Origin of the sequence: Actinotalea alkalitolerans, assembly GCF_023369855.1 — a bacterium.
Taxonomy (GTDB): domain Bacteria; phylum Actinomycetota; class Actinomycetes; order Actinomycetales; family Cellulomonadaceae; genus Actinotalea.
On record NZ_JAMBPP010000012.1, the window covers coordinates 40,340 to 63,262 of the forward strand.

Here is a 22,923-nt window from a genome sequence, read left to right on the forward strand (position 1 = left end):
GACGACCCGACCGGGGACGTGCGCGAGGTTGACCTCATCCGTGCCGGCGCAGGACCTGCCGCGCGTGGGCGAGCACCGGGCCGTCGACCATCCGTCCCTCCCAGCGGAACGCCCCGCGCTGACCGTCTGCGGCGTCCAGCACCGCACGCGCCCAGTCGACCTCCTCCTGGTCCGGTCGGTACCCCGCTCGGATCACCTGGACGTGCGACGGGTGGATGCAGGCGGTGGCCGTGAACCCTGACGCGCGTGCGTCACCGACCTCGGCGGCAAGGCCCTCGAGGTCGGTGATGTCCAGGTGCACGGCGTCGACCGCTCCCTTGCTCTGGGCCCGGGCGGCCAGCAGGACGCTCGCGCGGGCATGCCGAGCGACGTCGCGGTAGCGCCCGTCCGGGTGGCGGCTCGAGGTGCCGCCCAGGGAGGCCACGAGGTCCTCGGCACCCCACATCAGGGCGACGACCGCGGGCGCTGCGGCGATCTGGGCGGCCTGCGCCACACCCGTGGCCGTCTCCACGAGGGCGACGACGGTGACGCCCGGGAGGGCGCCGGACACCACGTCCACGTGCTGGGCGCTCCCGGTCTTGGGGAGCATGACCGTGCGGTACCCCGTCGTCGCGAGGGCCGCGAGGTCCTGAGCGAGCTCGGGCGAGCCGACCTGGTTCACCCGGACGACGGTGCGGTCCGGGTCCAGCGCGCTGGCGACCAGCGCCTCCCGTGCCGCGGCCTTGTCGTGGGGCGCGACCGCGTCCTCGAGGTCGAGGATCACGGCGTCCGCCCTGCGTGCGGCCTTGCCGAAGCGATCCGGCCGGTCGGCGGGGCAGAAGAGCAAGGCAGGGCCCATCGTGAACCCGGTCATGGTCGGGCGTCCGAGCACCAGACCAGGACGGCGCGGGTCGCGGTGACGACCACCAGGCCGTCCTGGTTCCGTCCGGTGTGCGCGAAGGTCACCACGCCCTGCCCCGGACGCGAGGACGAGAGCCGCTTGGTCACGACCACCGTCTCGGCGTACAGGGTGTCGCCGTGGAAGACCGGGGCCGGGAAGGTGACCTCGGCGAAGCCGAGGTTCGCGACGATGGTCCCCTGGGTGAGCTGGGCCACCGAGAGGCCGACCAGGGTGGACAACGTGAGCATCGAGTTCACCAGCCGCTGCCCGAAGGGTTGCCCGGCGGACCAGGAGGCGTCCAGGTGGAGCGCCTGGGTGTTCATCGTCATGGTCGTGAACAGGACGTTGTCGGCCTCGGTCAGGGTGCGGCCCGGGCGGTGCAGGTACCGGGTGTCGGGGGAGAGCTCCTCGTAGTACAGGCCCCGTTGCTCGACGTCGCTGGTCATGACTACCTCCTCGGCCCGCGGGACCGGGCGTGGGCCACCGCTGCCCTGGGGCGCCCTTGCCCGCTCTGCTGCCAGCCTACGGCGACAAGCGACGGCAACCGCTTGTCAGCGATGCCGGCGCAGGGCTCAATGAAGCCATGGAGCAGACGTGGCGATGGTTCGGCCCCGACGACCCCGTACGCCTCACGGACGTCACCCAAGCCGGTGCGACCGGCATCGTGACCGCGCTGCACGAGGTCCCCAACGGTGAGGTGTGGAGCAGTCAGGCGATCGCGGAGCGCAAGGCCCTGATCGAGGCGGCCGGGCTGCGCTGGTCGGTCGTGGAGAGCGTTCCCGTGCACGAGGACATCAAGCGTGCCGGGCCGCTGCGAGACCGCTGCATCGAGGCCTACCAGGAGAGCCTGCGCAACCTGGCGGCCCACGGCATCGACACCGTCTGCTACAACTTCATGCCGATCCTGGACTGGACCCGCACAGAGCTGCAGCACCGGTTGCCGAGCGGTGGGTGGGCGCTGCGTTTCGACCAGGACGCGTTCGCCGCGTTCGACCTGTTCATCCTGGAACGCGCCGGGGCACGGGACGAGTACTCCGACGCCGAGGCACAACGGGCGCACGCCCATCACGAGGCGATGTCCGCGGACGAGCGCGCCGCCCTGGTGACCACGATCATCGCCGGCCTGCCGGGCTCCGAGGCCGGCTACACCCTCGAGTCGTTCCGGGAGATGCTCGCGACCTACGCCCATGTCGACGCCGACGCGCTGCGGGCCAACCTCGGGTACTTCCTGCGGGCTGTCGTCCCCGTGGCCGAGGAGCTCGGGATCCGTCTGGCGATCCACCCCGACGACCCGCCGCGCCCGATCCTGGGCCTGCCGCGCGTGGTCTCGACCCGCGACGACGCCCGGTGGCTCCTCGATGCTGCCCCGAGCGTGTCCAACGGCCTGACGTTCTGCACGGGGTCCTACGGGGTTCGTGCCGACAACGACCTCGTCGCCATGGCGCGCGAGCTCGCCCCCCGCATCTACTTCGCCCACCTGCGTTCGACCCGGCGCGAGGACAACCCGCTCAGCTTCCACGAGGCGGACCACGCCGGTGGGGACGTCGACATGGTCGGTGTGATCTCCGAGCTCGTCCGCGAGGAGCGACGTCGTGAGCTCGAGGGTGGCCCCGCGATCCCGATGCGCCCCGACCACGGCCACCAGCTCCTGGACGACCAGCACCGTCGGACCAACCCCGGGTACTCCCTGATCGGCAGGCTCAAGGGCCTCGCCGAGCTCCGGGGGATCGAGCTCGCGGTCCGCCGGCTGCTGCCGTGACGTCGTACCCGGGCCCCTAGAAGCCCAGCTCACGGGCGATGACCATCAGCTGCACCTCGGTCGTCCCCTCGCCGATCTCGAGCACCTTGGCGTCACGGTAGTGACGGGCGACCGGGTTCTGGTTGAGGAACCCGTAGCCACCGAAGACCTGGGTCGCGTCACGGGCGTTGTCCATCGCAGCCTCGCTGCCGATGAGCTTGGCCAGGCTCGCCTGCATCTTGAACGGCTTGCCCGCCACGATCCGGTGGGCGGCGTCGTAGTAGGCCAGCCGGGCAGCGTGCACCCGCGCCTGCATCCGCGCGATCTTGAAGGCGATGTGCTGGTTCTCGCCGATCGTCCGCCCGAACACGGTGCGCTTGCGCGCGTACCGGACGGCCTCCTCGAGGCAGCCCTGGGCCGCCCCGGTGCACAGTGCGGCGAAGGCGACACGACCCTCGTCCAGGGTCTGGATGAAGTTGGCGAACCCGCGACCACGCACGCCCAGCATGTTGGCCTCGGGGACACGGACGTCGTCGAGCGACAGCGGGTGGGTGTCCGAGGTGTGCCATCCGACCTTGTCGTAGGCCGGTCCGACCGTCAGACCTGGGGTGCCACTGGGGACGAGGAAGGCCGTGAGCTCCTTCTTGACCGTGCCGTCCACCCGCGTGGTCTCGCCGGTCACCGCGGTGACCGTGATCAACCGGGTGATGCGGGTCCCCGAGTTGGTGATGAACTGCTTCGACCCGTCGATCACCCACTGACCGTCCTCGAGCCGAGCCGTGGTCCGGGTTCCCGCAGCGTCCGAGCCGGCGTCGGCCTCGGTCAGGCCGAACGCCGCGAGCGCCCGGCCCTGGGCCAGCATCGGCAACCACTCCTCCTTCTGCGCCTGCGTGCCGCCCCGCCACACGGGCATCGCCCCCAGCCCGACCCCGGCCTCCAGGGTCACGGCGATCGACTGGTCCACACGGGCGAGCTGCTCGACCGCCAGGCACAGCTGGAAGTAGTCCTTGCCCTGGCCGCCGTACTCGCGCGGGAACGGGAGGCCGAACAGGCCCATCTCGCCCATCTGGGCGAGGATCGCGTAGGGCAGCTCTCGACGGGTGTCGTACTCGTAGGCGGCCGGGGCGACGACGCTGTCGGCGAAGTCCCGCACGGTGTCGACCAGTCCCTGCTGCTCGCTGGTGAGCTCGTGACTCATGGGGGCGTCCCTTCGTGGGGGTGGGGGGTGATGGTGGCCACCACCTCGTCGAACCTCACCCGGTCGGCCGGTCGGGCCGTGAGGGTGACGACACCGCCGGTCGTGGCGGCGAGCCTGTGCTCCATCTTCATCGCCTCGACGGTCAGCAAGGGCTGACCTGAGGTGACGTGGTCGCCCGTGACGACGTGGACCGCGACGACCGTCCCGGGCATCGGGGAGCGGACCTCGGGGTCCGCGGCGCCCTCGGGCCGGGTGATCAGGGAGAGCTCCTCGGCGAGCCGGTCCGCACGGCCACGGATCCTCAGCTCGAAGGCCGACCCGTCGTGACCGATCCAGGTGCGGTCGCCCTCGGTCGCGACACGGACCCTGCGCGTGATCCCGTCCACCTCGACGACGGCGACGTCCGGCCCGCAGCGGTCCAGATGGGCGCGGACGGGTGCGGAGTCGCCGACGGTGACGGTCGCGGTGCCTGGGGGCCCCAGGACGGACACGTCCAGGTTGGCACCGGCCCCTGTGGACACCTCGACGTGGGTGGGCCGATCGTCTCCCAGACGCCATCCGTCGACGCGCCATGGGTCCGTGGGGCCTCGCCGACCGTGCGGAGGCTGTGAGGTGGCGCACGCCCAGAGCGCAGCGGTGACGAGGTCGGTGCGGTCGGGTGCGGGCAGGTCGAGGCCGGGGAGGCATCGCTGGAGGAGGTCCGTGTCGAGCTCTCCGGACCGGACCCGGGGCTCGGCCAGGAGCCGGCGCAGGAACGCGATGTTGGTGTGCACACCCAGGACGGAGGTGGAGGCCAGGGCGGTGTCCAGGCGGGCCAGCGCCTGGTCGCGGTCGTGCCCCCACGCGATCACCTTGGCCAGGAGCGGGTCGTAGCTCGGGGTGAGGACCTGGCCCGGCAGCAGACCGCTGTCGACCCGGACACCCTCACCGGTCGGCTCCTCGAGCAGCAGGACCGTCCCCGTGGTGGGCAGGAAGCCGCGGGCGGGGTCCTCGGCGTACACCCGGGCCTCGACCGCGTGACCGGTCATCTCTACGTCCTCCTGCCCGAAGGTCAGGGCCTCACCGGCCGCGACCCGGAGCTGCCACTCGACGAGGTCGATCCCGGTGACGAGCTCGGTCACGGGGTGCTCGACCTGGAGCCGGGTGTTCATCTCGAGGAAGAAGAAGTCGCTGGGGGAGTCGTTCGACACGAGCATCTCGACGGTCCCGACGCCCAGGTACCCGACGCTGCGCGCGACCGCGCACGCCTGCTCACCGAGCCGGCGCCGTGTGTCGGGGTCGAGCAGCGGCGACGGCGCCTCCTCGACCACCTTCTGGTGGCGCCGCTGGAGCGAGCACTCGCGCTCACCCAGGTGGATCACCGACCCGTGGGCGTCGGCGAGCACCTGGACTTCGATGTGACGCGGCGAGGGCAGGTGGCGCTCGAGCAGGAGGGAGTCGTCGGCGAAGGCGGACCGCGCGACCCGCCGAGCGGTGAGCAGCGCCTGCGGGAGGTCGTCCGGGTGCTCCACGACCTGCATCCCGATGCCTCCGCCACCGGCCGAGGGCTTGACGAGCAGCGGGTGACCGACCTCGTGAGCCGCGAGGACCAGCTGCTCGTCGCTGAGTCCCGGCTCGGCCACCCCGGGGATCACGGGGACCCCGGACCGCTGGACGTGGGCCTTGGCGCGGATCTTGTCGCCCATGATCTCGAGGGCCGCGATCCCGGGTCCGACGAAGACGAGGCCGGCGTCGGTGCAGGCCCGTACCAGGTCCGTGCTCTCGGACAGGAACCCGTAGCCCGGGTGGACCGCCTGGGCACCGGTCCGACGTGCGGCGGCGATCACCGCCTCGACGTCCAGGTACCCGGGATCGCTGCCGGCGTCACCCAGACGCACCGCGGTGTCGGCCATGGTGACGTGCTTGGCGCCGCGGTCCGCGTCGCTGTGCACGGCGACCGAACGGATGCCCATCCGCTGCAGCGTGCGGATCACCCGGCAGGCGATCTCGCCGCGGTTGGCCACCAGGACGGTCTGCAGGCGGACAGGGGACGGGGTCGAGGTCATGGTGCTCACATCCGGAACAGGCCGAGGGCCGGCCGGTCGAGCGGGACCGTGGAGCAGATGTCCAGAGCCATCCCCAGCACCCTGCGGGTGTCGGCGGGATCGATGATCCCGTCGTCCCAGAGCCGCGCGGTCGAGTAGTACGGGCTGCCCTGGCTCTCGTACCGGTCACGGATCGGGGCACGGAACCCGGCCTCGTCCTCGGCCGACCACTCCTGCCCCCGTGACTCGACCTGCTCGCGGCGGATCGTGGCGAGCACCGACGACGCCTGCTGCCCGCCCATGACCGAGATGCGGCTGGCGGGCCACGTCCACAGGAAGCGCGGCGAGTAGGCACGGCCGCACATCGAGTAGTTGCCCGCGCCGAAGGAGCCGCCGATCACCACGGTGAGCTTGGGGACCCGGGTGGTGGCGACCGCGGTGACCATCTTGGCCCCGTTCTTGGCGATGCCCCCGGCCTCGTAGTCCTTGCCGACCATGAAGCCCGAGATGTTCTGCAGGAAGACCAGGGGGATGCCACGCTGGTCGCAGAGCTCGATGAAGTGGGCGCCCTTGAGCGCGGACTCGCTGAACAGCACCCCGTTGTTGGCCACGACTCCCACCGGGTGCCCGTGCAGACGGGCGAACCCGGTGACCAGGGTGGTGCCGTACTCGCGCTTGAACTCGTGCAGCTCGCTCGCATCGACCAGTCGGGCGATGACCTCGCGCACGTCGTAGGGGGACTGCACGTCGACGGGGACCAGGCCGTAGAGGTCACTCTCGGGCGCGGCCGGCCCTCGGCCCTGGTGGACCTCCCAGGCGGTGGTGCGGGGGGCCGGGAGCGTGCTGATGATGTCCCGCACGATCTGGAGCGCGTGCGCGTCGTTCTCGGCGAGGTGGTCGGTGACCCCCGAGGTGCGGGAATGGAGCTCTCCGCCGCCGAGCTCCTCGGCGCTGACGACCTCGCCGATGGCGGCCTTCACCAGCGGGGGCCCGCCCAGGAAGATCGTGCCCTGGTTGCGGACGATCACGGTCTCGTCGCTCATCGCGGGCACGTAGGCGCCGCCGGCGGTGCACGAGCCCATGACGCAGGCGACCTGGGGTATCCCTGCCGCCGACATACGGGCCTGGTTGAAGAAGATGCGTCCGAAGTGGTCGCGGTCGGGGAAGACCTCGTCCTGCAACGGCAGGAAGGCACCGCCCGAGTCGACGAGGTAGACGCACGGCAGCCGGTTCTCGAGCGCGATCTCCTGCGCGCGGAGGTGCTTCTTGACGGTCATCGGGTAGTAGGTGCCACCCTTGACGGTCGCATCGTTGGACAGCACCATCACGTGCCGCCCGTGGACCAGGCCGATCCCGGCGATGACACCAGCGGCGGGGGCCTCGTCGTCGTACATGCCGTGGGCCGCGAGCGCGCCGATCTCCAGGAAGGGGCTGCCGTCGTCGAGGAGCACGTCGATGCGGTCGCGCGGCAGCAGCTTCCCTCGGGTGACGTGCCGTTCGCGCGAGGACGGGGGGCCGCCCAGGCTTGCCGCGCGCAACCGGTCGCGGAGCTCGACGACCAGGGCGCGTTGTGCCGCCTCGTTCTGCTCGAACGGGGGCGCGCCGCGGTCGGTCGTGGTGGGCAGTGTCTCCATCGACGCCGCTTCCTTGAGGACCCTGAGGTCGCCTGAGTTAACGCTCGCTAACTGAACTGACGCTAGTGTGCACGGACGGGGTTGTCCACGCAGGGAAGGGCGTGAGTCGTGTGAGGGTCGAGGTGGGAGAGGTGGCGTCGGTGCGCCCGACCTCCGCCCGGCACCGGGCCAAGGCCGATCGCCGGGCGACCCTGCTGACCGAGGCGAGCCGGCTCTTCGCCCGACGAGGCTTCGACGGCGTCTCGATCGAGGACCTCGGTTCGGCGGCCGGTGTCAGCGGACCCGCCGTCTACCGGCACTTCCCCAGCAAGCAGGCCGTGCTCGCCGCGCTGCTCGTGGGCGCGAGCGAGCGACTGGTGACCGGCGGCCATGAGGTGGTCGCCGAGGCAACCGACGACACTGCGGCCCTCCGATCGCTCATCAGGTTCCACGTCGAGTTCGCCCTGGCCGACCCTGACGTGATCCGGGTCCAGGACCGAGACCTCGACTCGCTCGCCGAGCCCGAGCGGCGGGCGGTGCGCGGCCTGCAGCGCCGCTATGTCGAGCTCTGGGTCGCCGTCCTGACCCGGCTCGAGCCCGAGGTCGACCCGGCCGAGCTGCGGATCCGCACCCACGCCACGTTCGGGCTCCTCAACTCCACGCCGCACAGCGCCCGCTCGCTGCCACGCTCCCGCGTCGGTTCGCTGCTCGAGGAGATGGCCCTCGCCGCGCTGGGACGCCCCGCCCCCTAGACCATCGTCAGGACCCGCGCCGGGCGGGCCAGGACCGTGCCGACATCGGCGAGGAAGCGTGACGCCTGCTCTCCGTCGACCAGCCGATGGTCGAACGAGAGGCTCAGCGTCATCACCTGGCGCAGCGCGACCTCGCCCTGGTGCTCCCACGGCAGCCTTCGGACGGCTCCGACCGCCAGGATCACGGCCTCGCCGGGGTTGAGGATCGGTGTCCCCGCATCGATCCCGTAGACCCCGATGTTCGTCACCGAGAGGGTGCCGTCCCGCAGGTCGGCAGGTGACGTCGTCCCGGCGCGGGCGGCGTCGGTCAGCGCGGTCAGCGCCTGTGCGAGCCCCGCGAGGTCGAGCCCGTCCGCGTCCTTGATGTTCGGCACCAGGAGGCCCCGTGGGGTGGCGGCCGCGATGCCGAGGTTGACGTAGCCGAACTGCACGATCTCGCCGGCCTCCTCGTCCCAGCGGGAGTTGACAGCCGGGTGACGGCGCGCCGCGAGGGTCACCGCCTTGGCCACGATCGTCAGGACCGTGATCCGGCTGCCCGAGAGCTCCCGGTCCTGGCGGAGCTCCTCGACGAGCTCGACAGCAGCGGTGGCGTCGATCGTCAGGAACTCCGTGGCGTGCGGCGCGGTGAACGCGCTGGCGACCATCGCGGCCGCGGTGTGCTTGCGCACCCCGGTGATGGGGGTGCGCACCTCCCGCGGTGCGGCCTCCCTACCGCCTTCCGCTGCCCCCACCGCGGTCCGCTCCAGCGGGCCCGCGAGGTCTCTCGCACGCGTCAGCACGTCGTCCCTGGTCACCAGTCCGCCCTCGCCAGAGCCGTCGACCGAGGCCAGGTCGACCCCGAGCTCCTGGGCGAGCTTGCGGACCGGAGGGAAGGAGCGCGGCCGGTCACCGCGCCTCCGCCCCGGGGCAGTGGGCACGGGAGCGGAGCTCGGCGTCGCGGACCAGGCCGACCCGCGAGCGCGCCGACGAGGACGGTCCGCCGCCTCGACCCGCGGGCCGTACCCCACCAGCACCGCGTTCCGACCCGAGCTGGCCGTCGTGGCCCCGGCCGAGGTGGCACCGACGTCGATCGCCAGGATCGGCGCACCCACCGGAACCGTCGCACCCGGCTCGACGAACAGCCGTGCCACCGTCCCGGCGTAGGGGCTGGGCAGCTGGACGAGCGCCTTGGCCGTCTCGACCTCGGCGATCACCTGGTTCAGCTCGACGGTGTCGCCCACCGCGACCTTCCACTCCAGAAGGTCGGACTCGGTCAGTCCCTCACCGAGGTCGGGCATCGCGAACTCCTCGACCGCCATGTCCTAGCCCCTCCATCCGCTGAGCGAGTTCTGCCGGCCCATCACCCGGTCCACCGCGTCCAGGAGCCTGTCCAGGTCGGGCAGGAAGTGGTCCTCGAGCGCGGCGGGCGGGTAGGGCACGTCGAAGCCCGTCACCCGCGCGGGCGCGGCCTCGAGGTGGTGGAAGCACCGCTCGGTGATGCTCGCCGCGACCTCGGCGCCCACGCCGCCGTGCTGCTGGGCCTCGTGGGTGACCACCAGCCGACCCGTCCGGCGCACCGAGGCCTCGACGGTCTCGTAGTCCACCGGGGCCAGCGAGCGCAGGTCGATCACCTCGAGGGAGATCCCGTCGTCCGACGCGGCGAGCGCGGCGTCCCGGGCCGTCGCCACGAGCGGGCCGTAGGTCACCACGGTCACGTCGTCGCCCTCGACCACGACCCTGGCACGATCCATCGCCATGGTGGTCTCGTCGATGACCTCGTCGACGTCCCCCTTGACCCAGTAGCGCCGCTTGGGTTCGAAGAAGAGCACCGGGTCGTCGCAGGCGACGGCCTGGCGGATCATCGTGTGGGCGTCCTGAGGCGACGAGCAGGTCACCACGCGCAGGCCCGCGGTGTGCGTGAAGTACGCCTCGGGCGACTCGGAGTGGTGCTCGACCGCCCCGATGCCCCCGCCGTAGGGGACTCGCACCGTGATCGGCATCCGGACCGCCCCACCGGTGCGGTAGTGGAGCTTGGCCACCTGCGCGACGATCTGGTCGAAGGCCGGGTAGATGAAGCCGTCGAACTGGATCTCGACCACGGGCCGGTAGCCCCGGTAGGCGAGGCCGACGGCCGTGCCCATGATCCCCGCCTCGGCCAGCGGGGTGTCCATCACCCGATCGGCTCCGAAGTCCCGCTGGAGCCCGTCGGTCACGCGGAACACCCCGCCCAGACGGCCGATGTCCTCGCCGAGCAGCACCACCCTCGGGTCGTCCTGGAGGGCCCGGCGCAGCCCTGTGCCGATCGCCGCGGCGAGGGTCTGGACGGCCATCAGCCCTCACCTCCGCCGGGGGCGTCCTGATACATCGCGAGGTAGGCCTCGTACTGCCGGCGCTGCCGCTCGAGCCAGGACGTGGGGGAGGTGTAGACGTGGTCGAAGACGCTCAGCGGCTCGGGTGGCTCGAGGCCGTGGCAGCCGTCCCGCATCTCCCGCGCCGCGGCGTCGGCGGTCGCGGTGACCGCACGGGTCAGCTCGGGGGTGAGGTGGCCCCCGAGCTCGAGCAGCCGCTCGACCCGCAGGATGGGGTCGCGGCCCGCCCAGCTCTCGTGCTCGGCCTTGTCGACGTACCGGGTGGGGTCGTCCGATGTCGTGTGGGGACCCATGCGGTAGGTCACCGCCTCGATGAAGGTCGCGCCGTCCCCGCGACGAGCCCTGTCCAGAGCGACGCGCGTGGCGGCGAGGACGGCGAGGACGTCGTTCCCGTCCACCCGGATGCTCGGGATGCCGAACCCGGGTGCCCGGTCGGCGATCGGCCGGACGGCCTGAAGGCTGACCGGCTCGGAGATGGCCCACTGGTTGTTCTGGCAGAAGAAGACCACCGGGGCTCGGAAGCTCGCGGCGAAGACCATCGCCTCGTTCACGTCGCCCTGGCTCGTCGCCCCGTCACCGAAGTAGGCGACAGCCACCGAGTCGACGCCGTCCTTGACACACCCCATCGCGTAGCCGGTGGCGTGCAGGGTCTGTGCGCCGATGATGATCGAGGGGGTCGCCATCCCCACCGCGTAAGGGTCCCAGCCGCTCGCGGAGGTGCCCTTCCACACCCGCACCAGGTCCGTCAGGCCTACCCCTCGGCAGTACGCGACAGCGTTCTCGCGGTAGCTCGAGAAGACGAAGTCGTCGGCCCGGAGCGCTCGAGCCGAGCCCACCTGCGAGGCCTCCTGACCCAGCAGCGGTGGCCACAGCCCGAGCTGACCCTGGCGCTGCAGAGCGGTGGCCTCGATGTCGAGGCGGCGCACGACGACCATGTCCTGGTAGAGCGCGGAGATCTGGTCGGTGCCGACGTCCTGGACCCATGGCTCGTACTCGGGGTCGCTGCGCCTGGTCCCGTCAGGCGAGAGCAGCTGCACGGTCGCGCGCGGCCTGGCGGGGAGGTCCTGCCACGGGTCGACATCGTCGTCGGTTCCCGCTCGTGAGTCGGTCGTGCGGTGGTGGACGGGGTTCGGGGACAGTTCTGAACGCAACATGTTGTGCTCCGTTGTTGGCGGAGCCCACGCCCTTGTGAGGCTTGGGCACCATTGCCCGATGTCCAGCCAGGGTACGACGCGGGAGCACGCCGTGCCGCCTTTGTGCCGGGAGCCGGCGTTTCTGGGTCTCGGCACCCGGGGGCGCGGCCTAGTCCTCGGCCCGCCCGAAGCGGCGGAGGAACAGCCGCCGGACCTGCTCGGCGAGCTCAGGGGCCGGTCCCTCGACCACCACCTCGGGGGAGATGTCCTGGACCCGCAGCATGCGGACCGGTGGCAGCGGCAGGTCGAGCTCGGTGAGCCACGAGGCCAGCTGCGCGGACGACGTGGCGTAGACGATGCGGCCCAGCCCCACCCATCCGTGCGCCGCAGCGCACATCGGGCAGTGCTCGCCCGAGGTGTAGACGGTCGCACCCGAACGCTCGTCGGGCGAGAGGTGTGTGGCGGCCCAGCGGGCCAGCGCGAGCTCGGGGTGACGCGTCGCGTCGCCCGCGGCGGTCCGGTTGTGGTCCTCCGCGAGCACCGACCCGTCGGGACCGACGAGGATCGAGCCGAAGGGCTCCTCGCCTGACTCGAGCGCCTTCCCGGCCAGCTCGACGCACCGACGCAGGTGTGCCAGGTCGACGTCGTCCAGCATGCCGGTCTCCCTCCGGTCGGCCGTGTGGCGGCAGCGCCGAGAAGGCGCACCGTGGTCCACGACGATGCTGCCATCTCGGGAGCTCGGGGCCCTTCTCGCAGCAGGATGTCCGCACCACGAGGGGTCCGCGTGGCGGGCGCCACGGCGCGCGACGGGACCGGTACGGCAGGATGGGTGCTGATGACCCGAACAGACCCGCGCCACCGCCCCGCCCCTGTCAGCCCGCAGATCGCTGCCGAGACCCTCCCTCCGGGATGGGTCGTATCCCACCCTGCGCCCGACGACGTCGACGACCTGCACCTCCTGCTGAGCCGTCACGAGGTGGCGGCCCGCGGCCGGTCGGGGACAGGTCGTGAGGACGTCGATGCCGACCTCACCACGGGAGGTCTGACCCGTCGCCACCTCGTGGTCCGCGACCCCGACGACCATGCCCAGGGCTGGGCGACGGTGCACGACCGAGCCGCCGGGCGGGTCCTGGTCTCGGTCGTGGTCGACCCCGACCTCGAGCCCTCGACGGCCGACACGCTCGCCGAGGGGCTCTTCGGCTGGACCGCCCGGGCGGCCGCAGAGCTCGCGACCAGCCGCGGCCTGGACCTGACCCAGATGGACAGCGGCGCCTTCGCCGACGACCTCCGCCAGCAGCGGTGGCTCACCCGTGCGGGTTTCGAGCACACGCGGACGTGGTGGCAGATGAGTCGCCCGGTGGACGAGGCTGAGGGCGACGCGCCCGCTGTCGACCAGTACCCGGGTGTGGTGGTACGACAGGTGCGCCGGGCCCCCGACGGGATGCCCGAGCAGGCAGACCTCATCACGGTGCACGACGTCCTCGAGGAGGCGTTCACCGACCACTTCAACTATCACGCGGAGACGTTCGACGAGTTCGTCTCACGGCTGCGTGAGGACCCGGGCCACCGCTGGGACCACTGGTGGATCGCCGAGATCGTCGACGACCAGGACGGTACCGGGCCTCGCGCGGCCGGTGCACTGGTGGGAACGGTCTCGCCCGGGGCCGGCGGGGCGCCTGACGGCACGTACGTGGCGTACCTGGGGGTGCTGCGCTCGGCCCGCGGGCGCGGCGCTGCCCGCTCGCTCCTCGACGCCGTGATCGCCGATGCCGCGGCGCGTGGACGCGATCGCGTGGGTCTGGAGGTCGATGCCGAGTCGCCCACCGGTGCGGTCGACCTGTACACCACGACCGGGTTCTCCACCTCGTACGTCACCCAGTCGTGGCACCGGGACCTCCCGGTCGGCGGCTGAACCGACGGTAGAGTTCGCACCATGCCTCTGATCCTGGTGCGTCGCGTCCACGTGGACCTGCTGCGTACCGGTAGTGCGCTGTGTCCGGGTTGCCCTCGCTCCCACTGACCCGGACCCCACACACCAGAAGGCCCACTCCGATGACCCTGTCGTCCCTGCCTGTCCTCGACCTGTCCCACGCCGACGATCCCGCCACCGCGGAGCAGTTCCGCACGGCCCTGCGGGAGGCCACCCACACGCACGGCTTCTTCTACCTGGTCGGTCACGGCGCGAGCCGTGAGCTGACCGAGCGGGTGATCGCGGTCGCCCGGGAGTTCTTCTCGCTGCCGACGCACGAGAAGCTCTCGATCGAGAACACCCACAGCCCCCACTTCCGTGGCTACACCCGCGTCGGCGGTGAGCTCACCCAGGGGAAGGTCGACTGGCGCGAGCAGATCGACGTCGGCCCCGAGCGTGACGCCCTGCCCACGGGCCCCGAGCACCCGGCGTACAACGTGCTGCAGGGCCCGAACCTGTGGCCCGACGCGCTCCCCGAGCTGCGCGAGGTGATCACCGCGTGGAACGCGACCATGGCGGGCGTGGCGGACCGGCTGCTGCACGCGTGGGCGCTGTCCCTGGGGCAGCAGGCCGAGGTGTTCGACGGCGCCTTCGGCGACGCTCCCGCCACCCTGACGAAGGTGGTCCGCTACCCGGGCCGCACCGAGGGGGGCACCGACCAGGGCGTCGGCTGGCACAGTGACTTCGGTGTGCTGACCCTGCTGCTCGTCGAGCCCGGTCGACGGGGGTTGCAGGTCGAGTACCAGGGCGAGCCGCTCGACGCACCGCCGCTCGAGGACGCGTTGATCGTGAACATCGGCGAGATGCTCGAGTGGGCGACCGACGGGTACCTGCGGGCCACCAAGCACCGGGTGCTGGCCCCGGATCCTGGCACCGACCGGATCTCCGTGCCCTACTTCCACAACCCGGCCCTGGACGCCGTCTTCCCCCGGGTCGATCTGCCGGCCGACCTCGCCGCCCGGGCCGGGGGTGTCGCGCGCGACGCCGACGACCAGGACATCGTGGGGGAGTACGGGTACAACGCGCTCAAGAGCCGCGTACGCGCCCACCCCAACGTCGTCGCGGCGCACCATCCGCACCTGCTCGCAGCACCGATGGCTGCCGCGGGCTGACCGGGGCGCCGCAGCGGCGGGATGCCCTGCCGCTGCGGCGCACCACCCAGGACGTCCGTCCCGCTTCGCGACGGCACGGTGGCGGCATCATGGATGGTGCAGTGTGCCTGCGTACCGGGGAGTCCTCATGTGCGACCCTGCCGTGGCCGAGTGCGACCTCGACCTTCCGGACGACCGGCACGGGTGTGAGCCCGTGGCCGATCCCGTCAGCAGTGCGGCCCGAGGGGCCCCCGGGCGACATGACATGGACCGCACGGACGGGTCGGGGCGGTCCCGATGAGCGGCCGTCAGGCCCGCTACCCGGGCATCCCCGTGGTCATCAACGGCAACGGCGCCGTCGCGCACGTCATGAAGCACGTCTGCGGTGGGGTGATCGGGTACCCGATCACCCCCTCGACCGAGATCGCCGAGCTGTACGAGGCCGCCCGGGCCGAGGGCAGCGTCAACGTCTGGGGCAAGCACCCCTTCTTCTTCGAGACCGAGGGGGAGCACTCTGCGCAGAGCGGTGCGCTCGGTGCTGCCCTGACCGGTGGTCAGTACATCTCCAACGCCTCCTCGAGCCAGGGGATCCTCTACGCGATGGAGTCGCACTACGTGACCGTGGGCAAGAAGATCGGCGGCTTCGTGCTGCAGGTCGCCGCGCGGGTGGTCTCCAAGCACTCGCTCAACGTCATGGCAGGTCACGACGACGTGTACGCCCTGCTCCCGTCGGGGTACACCGTGCTGTTCGGCGCCAACCCGCAGCAGGCCGCCGACCTCGCGGCGATCTCCTACCGCACCTCGGCGCTGTCGCTCATCCCGGTGGCGAACGCGATGGACGGCTTCGCGACGAGCCACATGCTCAGCGAGGTGCTGCTCCCCGAGCCCGAGCTGCTCCACGAGTACCTCGGCGACCCGGAGGGAAGCATCCCTTCCCCCACCGTGGCGCAGGAGATCCTCTTCGGTGCCGCCGGGCGGGTCGCTCAGCTCACCCGCTATCTCGAGCGCATCCGCGGTGACCTCCCGGTCGACGACCTGCGTGCGTTGACCGCCTACCTCGACGCGCGCGCGGACCAGGTCGAGATGGACGGCACCGGCAGCCTCCTGGACGACACCCTGCCCTGGCTGCCCGAGGAGGTGCACGGGGCATGGCGCCGCCAGTGGCTCAACGCTACGACGCGGGGTACCCGCAAGCGTGTCCCTTCGCTGGTCGACCTCGACAACCCGGGCATGACCGGTCCGGTGCAGAACCAGCCGGACTTCCAGGCCGGCGCCGTCGACCACCGCACCCACTTCGCCGCCGACGTCCCGGACCTGGTCCGTCGCGCGATGCGCGAGTACTCCTCGCTCACCGGCCGCCACTACGCGCCGCTGGACACCGACGGCTGCACCGATGCCGACTACGTCCTGGTCGGGCTCGGGTCGATCGCCGACGACGTCCGGGCCGTGCTGCCCCACCTGCGCGCGCAGGGCCTGAAGGTCGGGCTCGTCCAGGTCACGCTGCTGCAGCCCTTCCCCGAGGCCGAGCTCGTCGCGGCGCTGCGGCAGGCGAAGCACGTGACCGTGCTCGAACGCTCCGACCAGACCGCCCTGACCTCGCTGGTCACGCAGGCGCTGTTCCGAGCCCGCGCCAACGCCGAGGTCGTGCAGCACGCGGGCCTCCCGGCGATCGACTCCCTCCCGCGCCTGACCACCGCGATCTTCGGACTCGGCGGTCACGACGTGCAGCCGCGGCACCTGGTGGCAGTCGTGCAGCACATGGCCGACGGCGGGACGGCGCCTCTGGTGTACCTCGGGTCCCAGTTCTTCTCTGCCGATCCCTCGCCGAAGGCAGCGCTGCTGGAGGACCGCCTGCGCACGGCCTACCCCGGGACCCAGCAGATGGCGCTCCGCACCGGGCCGAACCCGGTGCTCCTGCCGCCGTCGGCGATCCGGGTCCGCTTCCACTCGATCGGCGGGTACGGGACCGTCGCGACGGGCAAGCTGCTCACCGACATCCTGGCCGGGGTGCTCGGCATGCACTCCAGGTCGGCTCCGAAGTACGGCTCGGAGAAGAGCGGTGCACCGACCAGCTACTACATCACCCTGAGCCCCGAGCCGGTGCTCCTGACGAACGCCGAGCTCGAGGACGTCGAGGTCGTCGTGTCCCCGGACCACAGGGCCTTCGCCCACACGAACCCGCTCAAGGGTCTGGTACCCGGGGGCACATTCATCCTGCAGACCGACCTGAGCCCCGAGAAGGTGTGGCGAGAGCTGCCGCAGCAGGCCCGACGGACGATCCGTGAACGGCGCATCCGGTTCCTCGTCGTGGACGCGTTCGCGGTGGCGAAGCGGCACGCGCCCACGCCCGAGCTCGAGACCCGCATGATGGGGATCGCCTTCATCGGTGCCGTGACCGGGCACGTGGACCGGGTCACCGGTGACGCCTCGCCCGAGAGCATCGACCAGAGGGTCCGCACCCAGATCACCAAGAAGTTCGGCAGCAAGGGCACCGCCGTCGTCGAGGGCAACATGGCGGTCATCCGTGACGGGATGGAGGCGACACGACCGGTCCGGTACGACACGCCTGAGCTCCTCGCGATCGACGCCGAACCCGTCGTGGTGCGGTCGCGCTCCACGGTGGCGATGTCCGCGCAGATGTGCCCGACCGTCGCGACCCCCGCTCCGAGCGGACTGTTCGACCCGGACTACTTCGAGACCGCCACGGCACGACCGTTCCGCGAGGGCACCATCGGTGAGGCACCGGTGCTCCCCGGTGCCGGGCTGTTCATGCCGGTGGGGACCGCGGCGACCAAGGACAAGGGCCTCTTCCGGCGCAGCGTGCCCAGCTTCGACCCCGACCGGTGCACGGGGTGTCTCGAGTGCGCCCTGGCGTGCCCCGACGCGGCCATCCCGAACACCGTGCACGAGATCCCCGAGCTGCTCGAGAGCGGCATCGCCCGGCTCGACCTCACCGACGCGCGCCGTGAGGAGCTGCGTCGTCACGTCCACGTGCTGGCTGAGGGAGTGCGCGAGTCGTACCGGCAGGACAGGACCCCGCGCGCCTTCGCCGACGTCGTCGCCGACGTGGCCGTCGACGTCGTCACCGACGACCCGTTCGTCGCGCGCGCTCTCGATCAGCTGGTCGCCCGCCTCGCTCGGTATCCCGTGGCGCGGACCCGGCCGTTCTTCGACGCGATGGAGAAGGCCGTCCCGGGGACCGGTGGTCTCTACGCAGCCGTCGTCGACCCCTGGAAGTGCACCGGCTGCCTCGAGTGCGTCGAGGTGTGCGGGCCTGGTGCGCTGACCCCCATGGACCAGGACAGCGACGTCCTGGCCACCCTCGAGGACCGCTTCGACGTGACGGCGACGGCGCCGCCCACGCCCCGGCGGTTCTTCGAGGGGTCGACAGCTCCCGGTGGTGACGTCAAGCGGCTCCTGCTCGACCACCGCAACTACTACGCGACGACCGGTGGTCACGGGGCATGCCGTGGCTGCGGGGAGGTCACGGCGATCCGGCTCCTCATGGCGACCAGCCATGCCCTGGGATCCCAACGCCGTCAGGCGCACCTGCGTGAGCTCGGCGCGCTGCTCGACCGGTTGCACGCCCTGCACGACCGGCTCGACGCCGACGCCGACGCCGACCGCCGGGCACGGGTCACGGCGACCATCGCGACCCTGGACCGTCGCCTCTACCGGTACGAGGGGGGACCGACGGGTCACGGACCCGCCTCGACGGTGGTCGCCAACTCGACCGGCTGCAGCAGCGTCTACTCCTCGACGATGCCCTTCAACTGCTACCTGGACCCTTGGGTCAACAGCCTGTTCCAGGACGCCCAGCCGCTCGCCAAGGGCATCTTCGAGGGCCTGTGCGCGCAGGCGCTGCCGGACGTCGTCGCGTGGCGTCGGGCGCACCTCGAGCTCGAGGACGCCTACCAGCCGACGACCCACGACAAGCAGCTGCAGATGCTCTCCTGGGAGCGACTCACGCCGCAGGAGATCGCCCTGCTGCCCACCGTGCTGACCATCGGTGGCGACGGCGCGAGCTACGACATCGGCTTCGGCGCGATGTCCCGTGTGCTGGCGAGCAGCACACCGGTCAAGATGCTGGTCCTGGACTCCGGTGCCTACTCCAACACCGGTGGGCAGGCCTCGACCGCGAGCTTCACCGGGCAGGACTCCGACCTGGCCCGGTTCGGCGGCGAGCACGTCGGCAAGCTTGAGGCCCGCAAGGAGCTCGCCCTGCTGGCGTCGTTCCACCCCGACGTGTTCGTCTGCGCCACGAGCACCGCGCTCCACGGACACTTCCTGGGCAGCGCCCTGGAGATGCTCACCTACACGGCCGGTCCGGCGGTGATGGACGTCTACACCCCGTGCGGCTCGGAGAACGGGGTTCCCGAGGCAGCGTCCAACGCACGGTCGCGGCTGGCCGTGGAGAGCCGGATGAACCCTGTCTTCGTGCACGACCCGCGCCGCGGGCCCTCGCTGCACGACAGGTACTCCCTCGAGGGCAACCCCGACATCGAGGCGACCTGGACCACGACCACCCTGGAGCACGTGGACGACGAGGGCAGGCCAGCACTCCTGAGCACTCCGCTGACCCCGGCGGACTTCGCCCTCGGCGAGACCCGGTTCCGCAAGCAGTTCCGCCCCCTGGACCCGGCTGCCGAAGGCGTGCACGTCGCGGAGTACGTCGAGCTGGCCACGGACGCACGCGCCGGACTGGTGCCCTTCGTCCCGACGACCGACCGTGACGGCCGCCTGGTACGCATGGCCTGCTCGACCTCGATCGTCGCCCTGGTGGAGGACCGGCGTCGCCACTGGCAGACGCTTCAGCACCTCGCCGGGGGGCGCGAGGCCGAGCTGACGGCCCGCCACGACGAGCAGCTCGCGGACCTGCAGGCGCGGTACGACCAGGTCCAGGCCGACCAGGAGCACGTCCTGGACGACATCGTGCGGACGATGACCGAGCTCGCCACGGCGAGCGGTGCACCGGTCCGGCCGGGCGTCGTGCCGGCGGGAGGTCCGGCACCCGGCGTCGGAGACCACGACGCAGGGACCGCTCGTCCGCCGGCTGCTCCCGTCGACGTCCAGGACGCCGTGATCACCCTCGACCCGGCGGACCAGCCGCTGTGCAACGACTGCGGGACCTGCTACCAGGAGCTTCCGCAGCTCTTCGAGCGCACCACGATGCTCGTCGACGGTGCTCCCAGGACCGTGGCGGCGATGATCCCGGGTGCGCTCGGCAAGCTCGAGCTGACCCCCGAGCTGCAGGCCCGGATCGAGCGGGTGAAGGCGACCTGCGACGCGGAGATCCTGCGATGACGACGACCGCGTCGGGACCGACCCTGCGACCTCCCTCGGAGGGGCGGGCGGACCTTCGCCGCTACCTGGAGGCCGACGAGGCGGTCCGGGCAGGTCAGGAGCAGGTCCAGGTCCTCGAGGGGTCGGAGGCGGTCGAAGACTTCCACCGCCAGCTGGCCCTGCTCAGACGGCGCCTCCTCGCCGACCCGTCGGCGTTCCGCGAGCTGTTCCTCACGGACGGGATGGAGGCCGTCGCGTGGGAGTTCCGTCAGCCCGAGCTCGGCGCCGAGTTCGTGGGTGCTCTCTGGTCGGCGCTGCTGCGCGGCGACCAGAGCAGCAGGGTGCTCATGCGGTTCGTCTGGGCCCTGCCGCTGCGGGGCAAGCGCACCTTCGTCCGTGCGCTCGACCGGCACCTCTCCGACCGGTACCCGATGTTCGCGGGCCTCTCGCAGGACTGGCCCGCGGCCAGCAGCATCCCTCCTCGGGTCCGGGAGGCCACGACCCGCTCGCACGACTTCGACCTGGTCAACACCGGGTTCCAGGGCTATCTCGACGTGGGGTACACCTCCGCGGAGGTCGACCTCTTCGTCTGGCTCGAGGCGTTGCGTGACAAGCAGTGCGCCGAGAAGCCGTGCGAGCTGGGTGTCTTCCTCGCGGGTCATCGTGAACCCCAGGGTGGCTGCCCGGTCGGCATCCACATACCCCGGGTGCTCGAGCTCGTCGGGACGGGGCGCTTCCAGGAGGCGCTCGAGCTGGTCGAGTCCGCCAACCCGCTGCCGGACGTCACCGGTCGGGTGTGCCCGCAGGAGCTGCAGTGCCAGGGCGTGTGCCTGCACGCCCGGATGCCGATCGCCATCGGCCAGATCGAGTGGTTCCTCCCCGAGCGGGAGAAGCGGCTGGACCCTCAGGGGTTCGCGCGACGGGTGGCCGGCAGGCCCGACCCCTGGACGGCGGCGACCCTGCCACCGGTCGCCGTGGTCGGTTCCGGCCCGTCAGGCCTGATCAACGCCTACCTGCTGGCGGTCCAGGGCTTCCCGGTCACGGTCTTCGAGGCCTTCCACGCCCTGGGTGGCGTGCTGCGGTACGGCATTCCTGAGTTCCGCCTGCCCAACGCCTTGATCGACGACGTCGTCGCCAGGATCACCCTGCTCGGTGGCCGGTTCGTCCCCAACTTCGTCGTGGGCCGGACGGCATCGCTCGAGGAGCTGCGCGAGGCCGGGTTCTGGCGGGTGTTCGTCGGTACCGGTGCGGGGCTGCCGAAGTTCCTCGGGGTGCCCGGTGAGCACCTGCTCAACGTGATGTCAGCCAACGAGTTCCTCACCCGGGTCAACCTGATGCAGGCGCTGCGCGACGACCACGAGACACCCCTGCCGCAGGTCGAGGGCCGTCGGGTCGTCGTGGTCGGCGGGGGCAACACGGCGATGGACGCTGCCCGGACGGCCAGGAGGCTGGGTGGCGCGGTCACGATCGTCTACCGCAGGTCCCGCGAGGAGATGCCTGCCCGCGTCGAGGAGCTCGAGCACGCCCTCGAAGAAGGTGTCGCGCTGCAGGTCCTGCGGTCACCCACCGAGTTCGTCGGCGACCCGCAGAGCGGCTTCGTGCGGTCCGCGACCCTGGACGTGATGGATCTGGGGGAGCCGGACGCGTCAGGACGGCGTCGACCCGTGCCGACCGGGCGCACCGAGAACGTGCCGGTCGATCTGGTGATCATGGCCCTGGGGAACACGACCAACCCGATCATCAAGGACTCCGAGCCGCGCCTGCACACCTCGCGTCACGGCACGATCGACCTCGACCACCGCGGCTCGCAGGAGACGACCCTGCCAGGGGTCTTCACGGGTGGTGACGCCAGTCGCGGTGGGTCGACCGCGGTGCACGCCGCGGGTGACGGGCAGGCGGCGGCCCGGGAGATCATCGGGACCGTCGACCTCCCGGCAGACGCCGTGCGAGCGCAGGTCGCCCGGGCCCGTGCGTACACCGACCTCGCGGCGACCGTGCCGGCGGTGGTTGCCTCGACCGACGTGAGCGAAGGCATCGTCGAGCTCGTCGTCCGGGCCCCGCTGATCGCGCGCGCGGCACGGGCGGGGCAGTTCGTGCGTCTGCTGCCCCACCCCCGCAGCGAGCTCATCCCGTTGACACTGGCCGACTGGGACGCTGACGAAGGGACGATCTGCCTGGTGGTCCAGGGGGTCGGCACGACCACCATCGGCCTGACCAGGACGGCCGTGGGGGAGTCCTTCGCCGGGGTCGCGGGGCCTCTGGGACGTCCGAGCGAGGTCACCCGCGTGCCCGAGGGGTCGGCCGTGGTGCTGACCGCCGGGGGGTTGGGTCTGCCACCGGTCTTCCCGATCCTTCGCGAGCACCTGCGGCTCGGCAACCACACGACCCTGATCGCAGGGTTCCGCAGCGCCGGGCTGATGTTCTGGACCGGGCCGCAGGAGCGCATCGGGAGTCTCCAGCGGGAGTACGGCGAGCTGCTGGACGTGATCTGCACCACCGACGACGGCTCCTTCGGGGTCCCCGGGCTGGTGACGGGCCCGCTCGAGGAGATGCTCAGGGCGGGCGAGGACGGGTCGGGACGAAGGGTCGCGCAGGTCGTGACGATCGGGCCGCCCCCGATGATGCGCGCGGTCAGCGACCTGACCCGCCGTCACGGTGTGCCGTGCGTCGCGAGCCTGAACTCGATCATGGTCGACGCCACCGGGATGTGCGGGGCCTGCATGGTGCCCTGCGTGGTCGACGGGCGGCCGGTGCGTCGGCACGCGTGCCTGGACGGCCCCGAGCTCGACGCGCACAGCGTGGACTGGGACCGGTACCTCCCGCGCTTCGGTCAGTTCCGCGAGCAGGAGCTCAGCAGCCGTGTGCGGCACGGGCTGGCCTGAGCGGGCGGCGCA

16 protein-coding genes are annotated in these 22,923 nt (G+C 71.6%); 7 read left to right on the forward strand and 9 right to left on the reverse strand.

The window, feature by feature from the left end:
• Positions 1-34: 34 nt before the first annotated feature.
• Both M1R94_RS15215 and M1R94_RS15220 read right to left on the reverse strand, forming a co-directional pair.
• Positions 35-853, reverse strand: coding sequence for an HpcH/HpaI aldolase/citrate lyase family protein (locus tag M1R94_RS15215; protein WP_249382566.1), 819 nt, complete (start codon positions 851-853; stop codon positions 35-37).
• Positions 850-1,326 carry a MaoC family dehydratase gene (locus tag M1R94_RS15220; RefSeq protein WP_249382567.1) on the reverse strand — a complete coding sequence of 159 codons (477 nt, stop codon included), beginning with the start codon at positions 1,324-1,326 and terminating at the stop codon, positions 850-852. Before M1R94_RS15220 ends, M1R94_RS15215 begins: the two co-directional genes overlap by 4 nt.
• 137 nt (positions 1,327-1,463) lie before the next feature.
• Here M1R94_RS15220 and uxuA point away from each other — a divergent pair, with 137 nt between their 5' ends.
• Positions 1,464-2,639, forward strand: a complete 1,176-nt coding sequence (gene uxuA, locus M1R94_RS15225; RefSeq protein ID WP_249382568.1) for a mannonate dehydratase — start codon at positions 1,464-1,466, stop codon at positions 2,637-2,639.
• Between the two features lie 16 nt (positions 2,640-2,655).
• Here uxuA and M1R94_RS15230 read toward each other — a convergent pair whose 3' ends face one another.
• The 3 genes from M1R94_RS15230 to M1R94_RS15240 are packed head-to-tail and all read right to left on the reverse strand — an operon-like array spanning position 2,656 to position 7,474.
• On the reverse strand, positions 2,656-3,816 hold the full coding sequence (locus M1R94_RS15230; protein ID WP_249382569.1) for an acyl-CoA dehydrogenase family protein: 1,161 nt from the start codon (positions 3,814-3,816) through the stop codon (positions 2,656-2,658).
• A complete protein-coding gene (locus M1R94_RS15235; protein ID WP_249382570.1) occupies positions 3,813-5,861 on the reverse strand; it encodes an acetyl/propionyl/methylcrotonyl-CoA carboxylase subunit alpha in 2,049 nt (682 codons plus the stop codon). Before M1R94_RS15235 ends, M1R94_RS15230 begins: the two co-directional genes overlap by 4 nt.
• 5 nt (positions 5,862-5,866) lie before the next feature.
• Positions 5,867-7,474, reverse strand: a complete 1,608-nt coding sequence (locus tag M1R94_RS15240) for a carboxyl transferase domain-containing protein (protein ID WP_249382571.1) — start codon at positions 7,472-7,474, stop codon at positions 5,867-5,869.
• Between the two features lie 131 nt (positions 7,475-7,605).
• Between M1R94_RS15240 and M1R94_RS15245 the strand changes: the two genes are divergently transcribed.
• A complete protein-coding gene (locus M1R94_RS15245) occupies positions 7,606-8,205 on the forward strand; it encodes an SACE_7040 family transcriptional regulator (protein ID WP_374109478.1) in 600 nt (199 codons plus the stop codon).
• Here M1R94_RS15245 and M1R94_RS15250 read toward each other — a convergent pair.
• The 4 genes from M1R94_RS15250 to M1R94_RS15265 form a co-directional block, all read right to left on the reverse strand.
• Entirely contained in the window at positions 8,202-9,503 is a 1,302-nt protein-coding gene (locus M1R94_RS15250) for a dihydrolipoamide acetyltransferase family protein (protein ID WP_249382573.1), read from the reverse strand. The two genes, M1R94_RS15245 and M1R94_RS15250, sit on opposite strands and share 4 nt — an antisense overlap.
• Before the next feature lie 3 nt (positions 9,504-9,506).
• A complete protein-coding gene (locus tag M1R94_RS15255) occupies positions 9,507-10,514 on the reverse strand; it encodes an alpha-ketoacid dehydrogenase subunit beta (protein ID WP_249382574.1) in 1,008 nt (335 codons plus the stop codon).
• On the reverse strand, positions 10,514-11,707 hold the full coding sequence (gene pdhA, locus M1R94_RS15260; protein ID WP_249382575.1) for a pyruvate dehydrogenase (acetyl-transferring) E1 component subunit alpha: 1,194 nt from the start codon (positions 11,705-11,707) through the stop codon (positions 10,514-10,516). The genes M1R94_RS15255 and pdhA overlap by 1 nt, the downstream gene beginning before the upstream one ends.
• A 148-nt stretch (positions 11,708-11,855) precedes the next feature.
• On the reverse strand, positions 11,856-12,341 hold the full coding sequence (locus M1R94_RS15265; protein ID WP_249382576.1) for a nucleoside deaminase: 486 nt from the start codon (positions 12,339-12,341) through the stop codon (positions 11,856-11,858).
• A 180-nt stretch (positions 12,342-12,521) separates the two neighbouring features.
• Between M1R94_RS15265 and M1R94_RS15270 the strand changes: the two genes are divergently transcribed.
• From M1R94_RS15270 to M1R94_RS15285, 5 genes are all read left to right on the forward strand, one after another.
• Positions 12,522-13,598, forward strand: coding sequence for a GNAT family N-acetyltransferase (locus tag M1R94_RS15270; RefSeq protein WP_249382577.1), 1,077 nt, complete (start codon positions 12,522-12,524; stop codon positions 13,596-13,598).
• Between the two features lie 21 nt (positions 13,599-13,619).
• The gene (locus M1R94_RS20945; protein WP_374109479.1) at positions 13,620-13,706 is read left to right on the forward strand and encodes a putative leader peptide; all 87 of its coding nucleotides are present in this window, start codon (positions 13,620-13,622) and stop codon (positions 13,704-13,706) included.
• A gap of 32 nt (positions 13,707-13,738) precedes the next feature.
• Positions 13,739-14,767 (forward strand): isopenicillin N synthase family dioxygenase, encoded by a 1,029-nt coding sequence (locus tag M1R94_RS15275; protein WP_249382578.1) that lies wholly within the window; start codon positions 13,739-13,741, stop codon positions 14,765-14,767.
• A 276-nt stretch (positions 14,768-15,043) separates the two neighbouring features.
• Complete coding sequence (locus M1R94_RS15280; RefSeq protein ID WP_249382579.1) at positions 15,044-20,050, forward strand: 2-oxoacid:acceptor oxidoreductase family protein; 5,007 nt, start codon at positions 15,044-15,046, stop codon at positions 20,048-20,050.
• On the forward strand, positions 20,047-22,911 hold the full coding sequence (locus tag M1R94_RS15285; RefSeq protein WP_249382580.1) for a sulfide/dihydroorotate dehydrogenase-like FAD/NAD-binding protein: 2,865 nt from the start codon (positions 20,047-20,049) through the stop codon (positions 22,909-22,911). The genes M1R94_RS15280 and M1R94_RS15285 overlap by 4 nt, the downstream gene beginning before the upstream one ends.
• The last annotated feature ends 12 nt before the right edge of the window (positions 22,912-22,923 follow it).

Excerpts from the sequence above, each read along its gene's own strand:
- M1R94_RS15265 (WP_249382576.1), bottom strand. The coding sequence starts at position 12,341 with ATGCTGGACGACGTCGACCTGGCACACCTGCGTCGGTGCGTCGAGCTG.
- M1R94_RS15240 (WP_249382571.1), bottom strand. The coding sequence starts at position 7,474 with ATGGAGACACTGCCCACCACGACCGACCGCGGCGCGCCCCCGTTCGAG.
- pdhA (WP_249382575.1), bottom strand. The coding sequence starts at position 11,707 with ATGTTGCGTTCAGAACTGTCCCCGAACCCCGTCCACCACCGCACGACC.
- M1R94_RS15270 (WP_249382577.1), top strand. The coding sequence starts at position 12,522 with ATGACCCGAACAGACCCGCGCCACCGCCCCGCCCCTGTCAGCCCGCAG.
- M1R94_RS15220 (WP_249382567.1), bottom strand. The coding sequence starts at position 1,326 with ATGACCAGCGACGTCGAGCAACGGGGCCTGTACTACGAGGAGCTCTCC.
- M1R94_RS15215 (WP_249382566.1), bottom strand. The coding sequence starts at position 853 with ATGACCGGGTTCACGATGGGCCCTGCCTTGCTCTTCTGCCCCGCCGAC.
- M1R94_RS20945 (WP_374109479.1), top strand. The coding sequence starts at position 13,620 with ATGCCTCTGATCCTGGTGCGTCGCGTCCACGTGGACCTGCTGCGTACC.
- M1R94_RS15275 (WP_249382578.1), top strand. The coding sequence starts at position 13,739 with ATGACCCTGTCGTCCCTGCCTGTCCTCGACCTGTCCCACGCCGACGAT.
- M1R94_RS15250 (WP_249382573.1), bottom strand. The coding sequence starts at position 9,503 with ATGGCGGTCGAGGAGTTCGCGATGCCCGACCTCGGTGAGGGACTGACC.
- M1R94_RS15285 (WP_249382580.1), top strand. The coding sequence starts at position 20,047 with ATGACGACGACCGCGTCGGGACCGACCCTGCGACCTCCCTCGGAGGGG.
- M1R94_RS15280 (WP_249382579.1), top strand. The coding sequence starts at position 15,044 with ATGAGCGGCCGTCAGGCCCGCTACCCGGGCATCCCCGTGGTCATCAAC.
- M1R94_RS15255 (WP_249382574.1), bottom strand. The coding sequence starts at position 10,514 with ATGGCCGTCCAGACCCTCGCCGCGGCGATCGGCACAGGGCTGCGCCGG.
- M1R94_RS15230 (WP_249382569.1), bottom strand. The coding sequence starts at position 3,816 with ATGAGTCACGAGCTCACCAGCGAGCAGCAGGGACTGGTCGACACCGTG.
- uxuA (WP_249382568.1), top strand. The coding sequence starts at position 1,464 with ATGGAGCAGACGTGGCGATGGTTCGGCCCCGACGACCCCGTACGCCTC.
- M1R94_RS15235 (WP_249382570.1), bottom strand. The coding sequence starts at position 5,861 with ATGACCTCGACCCCGTCCCCTGTCCGCCTGCAGACCGTCCTGGTGGCC.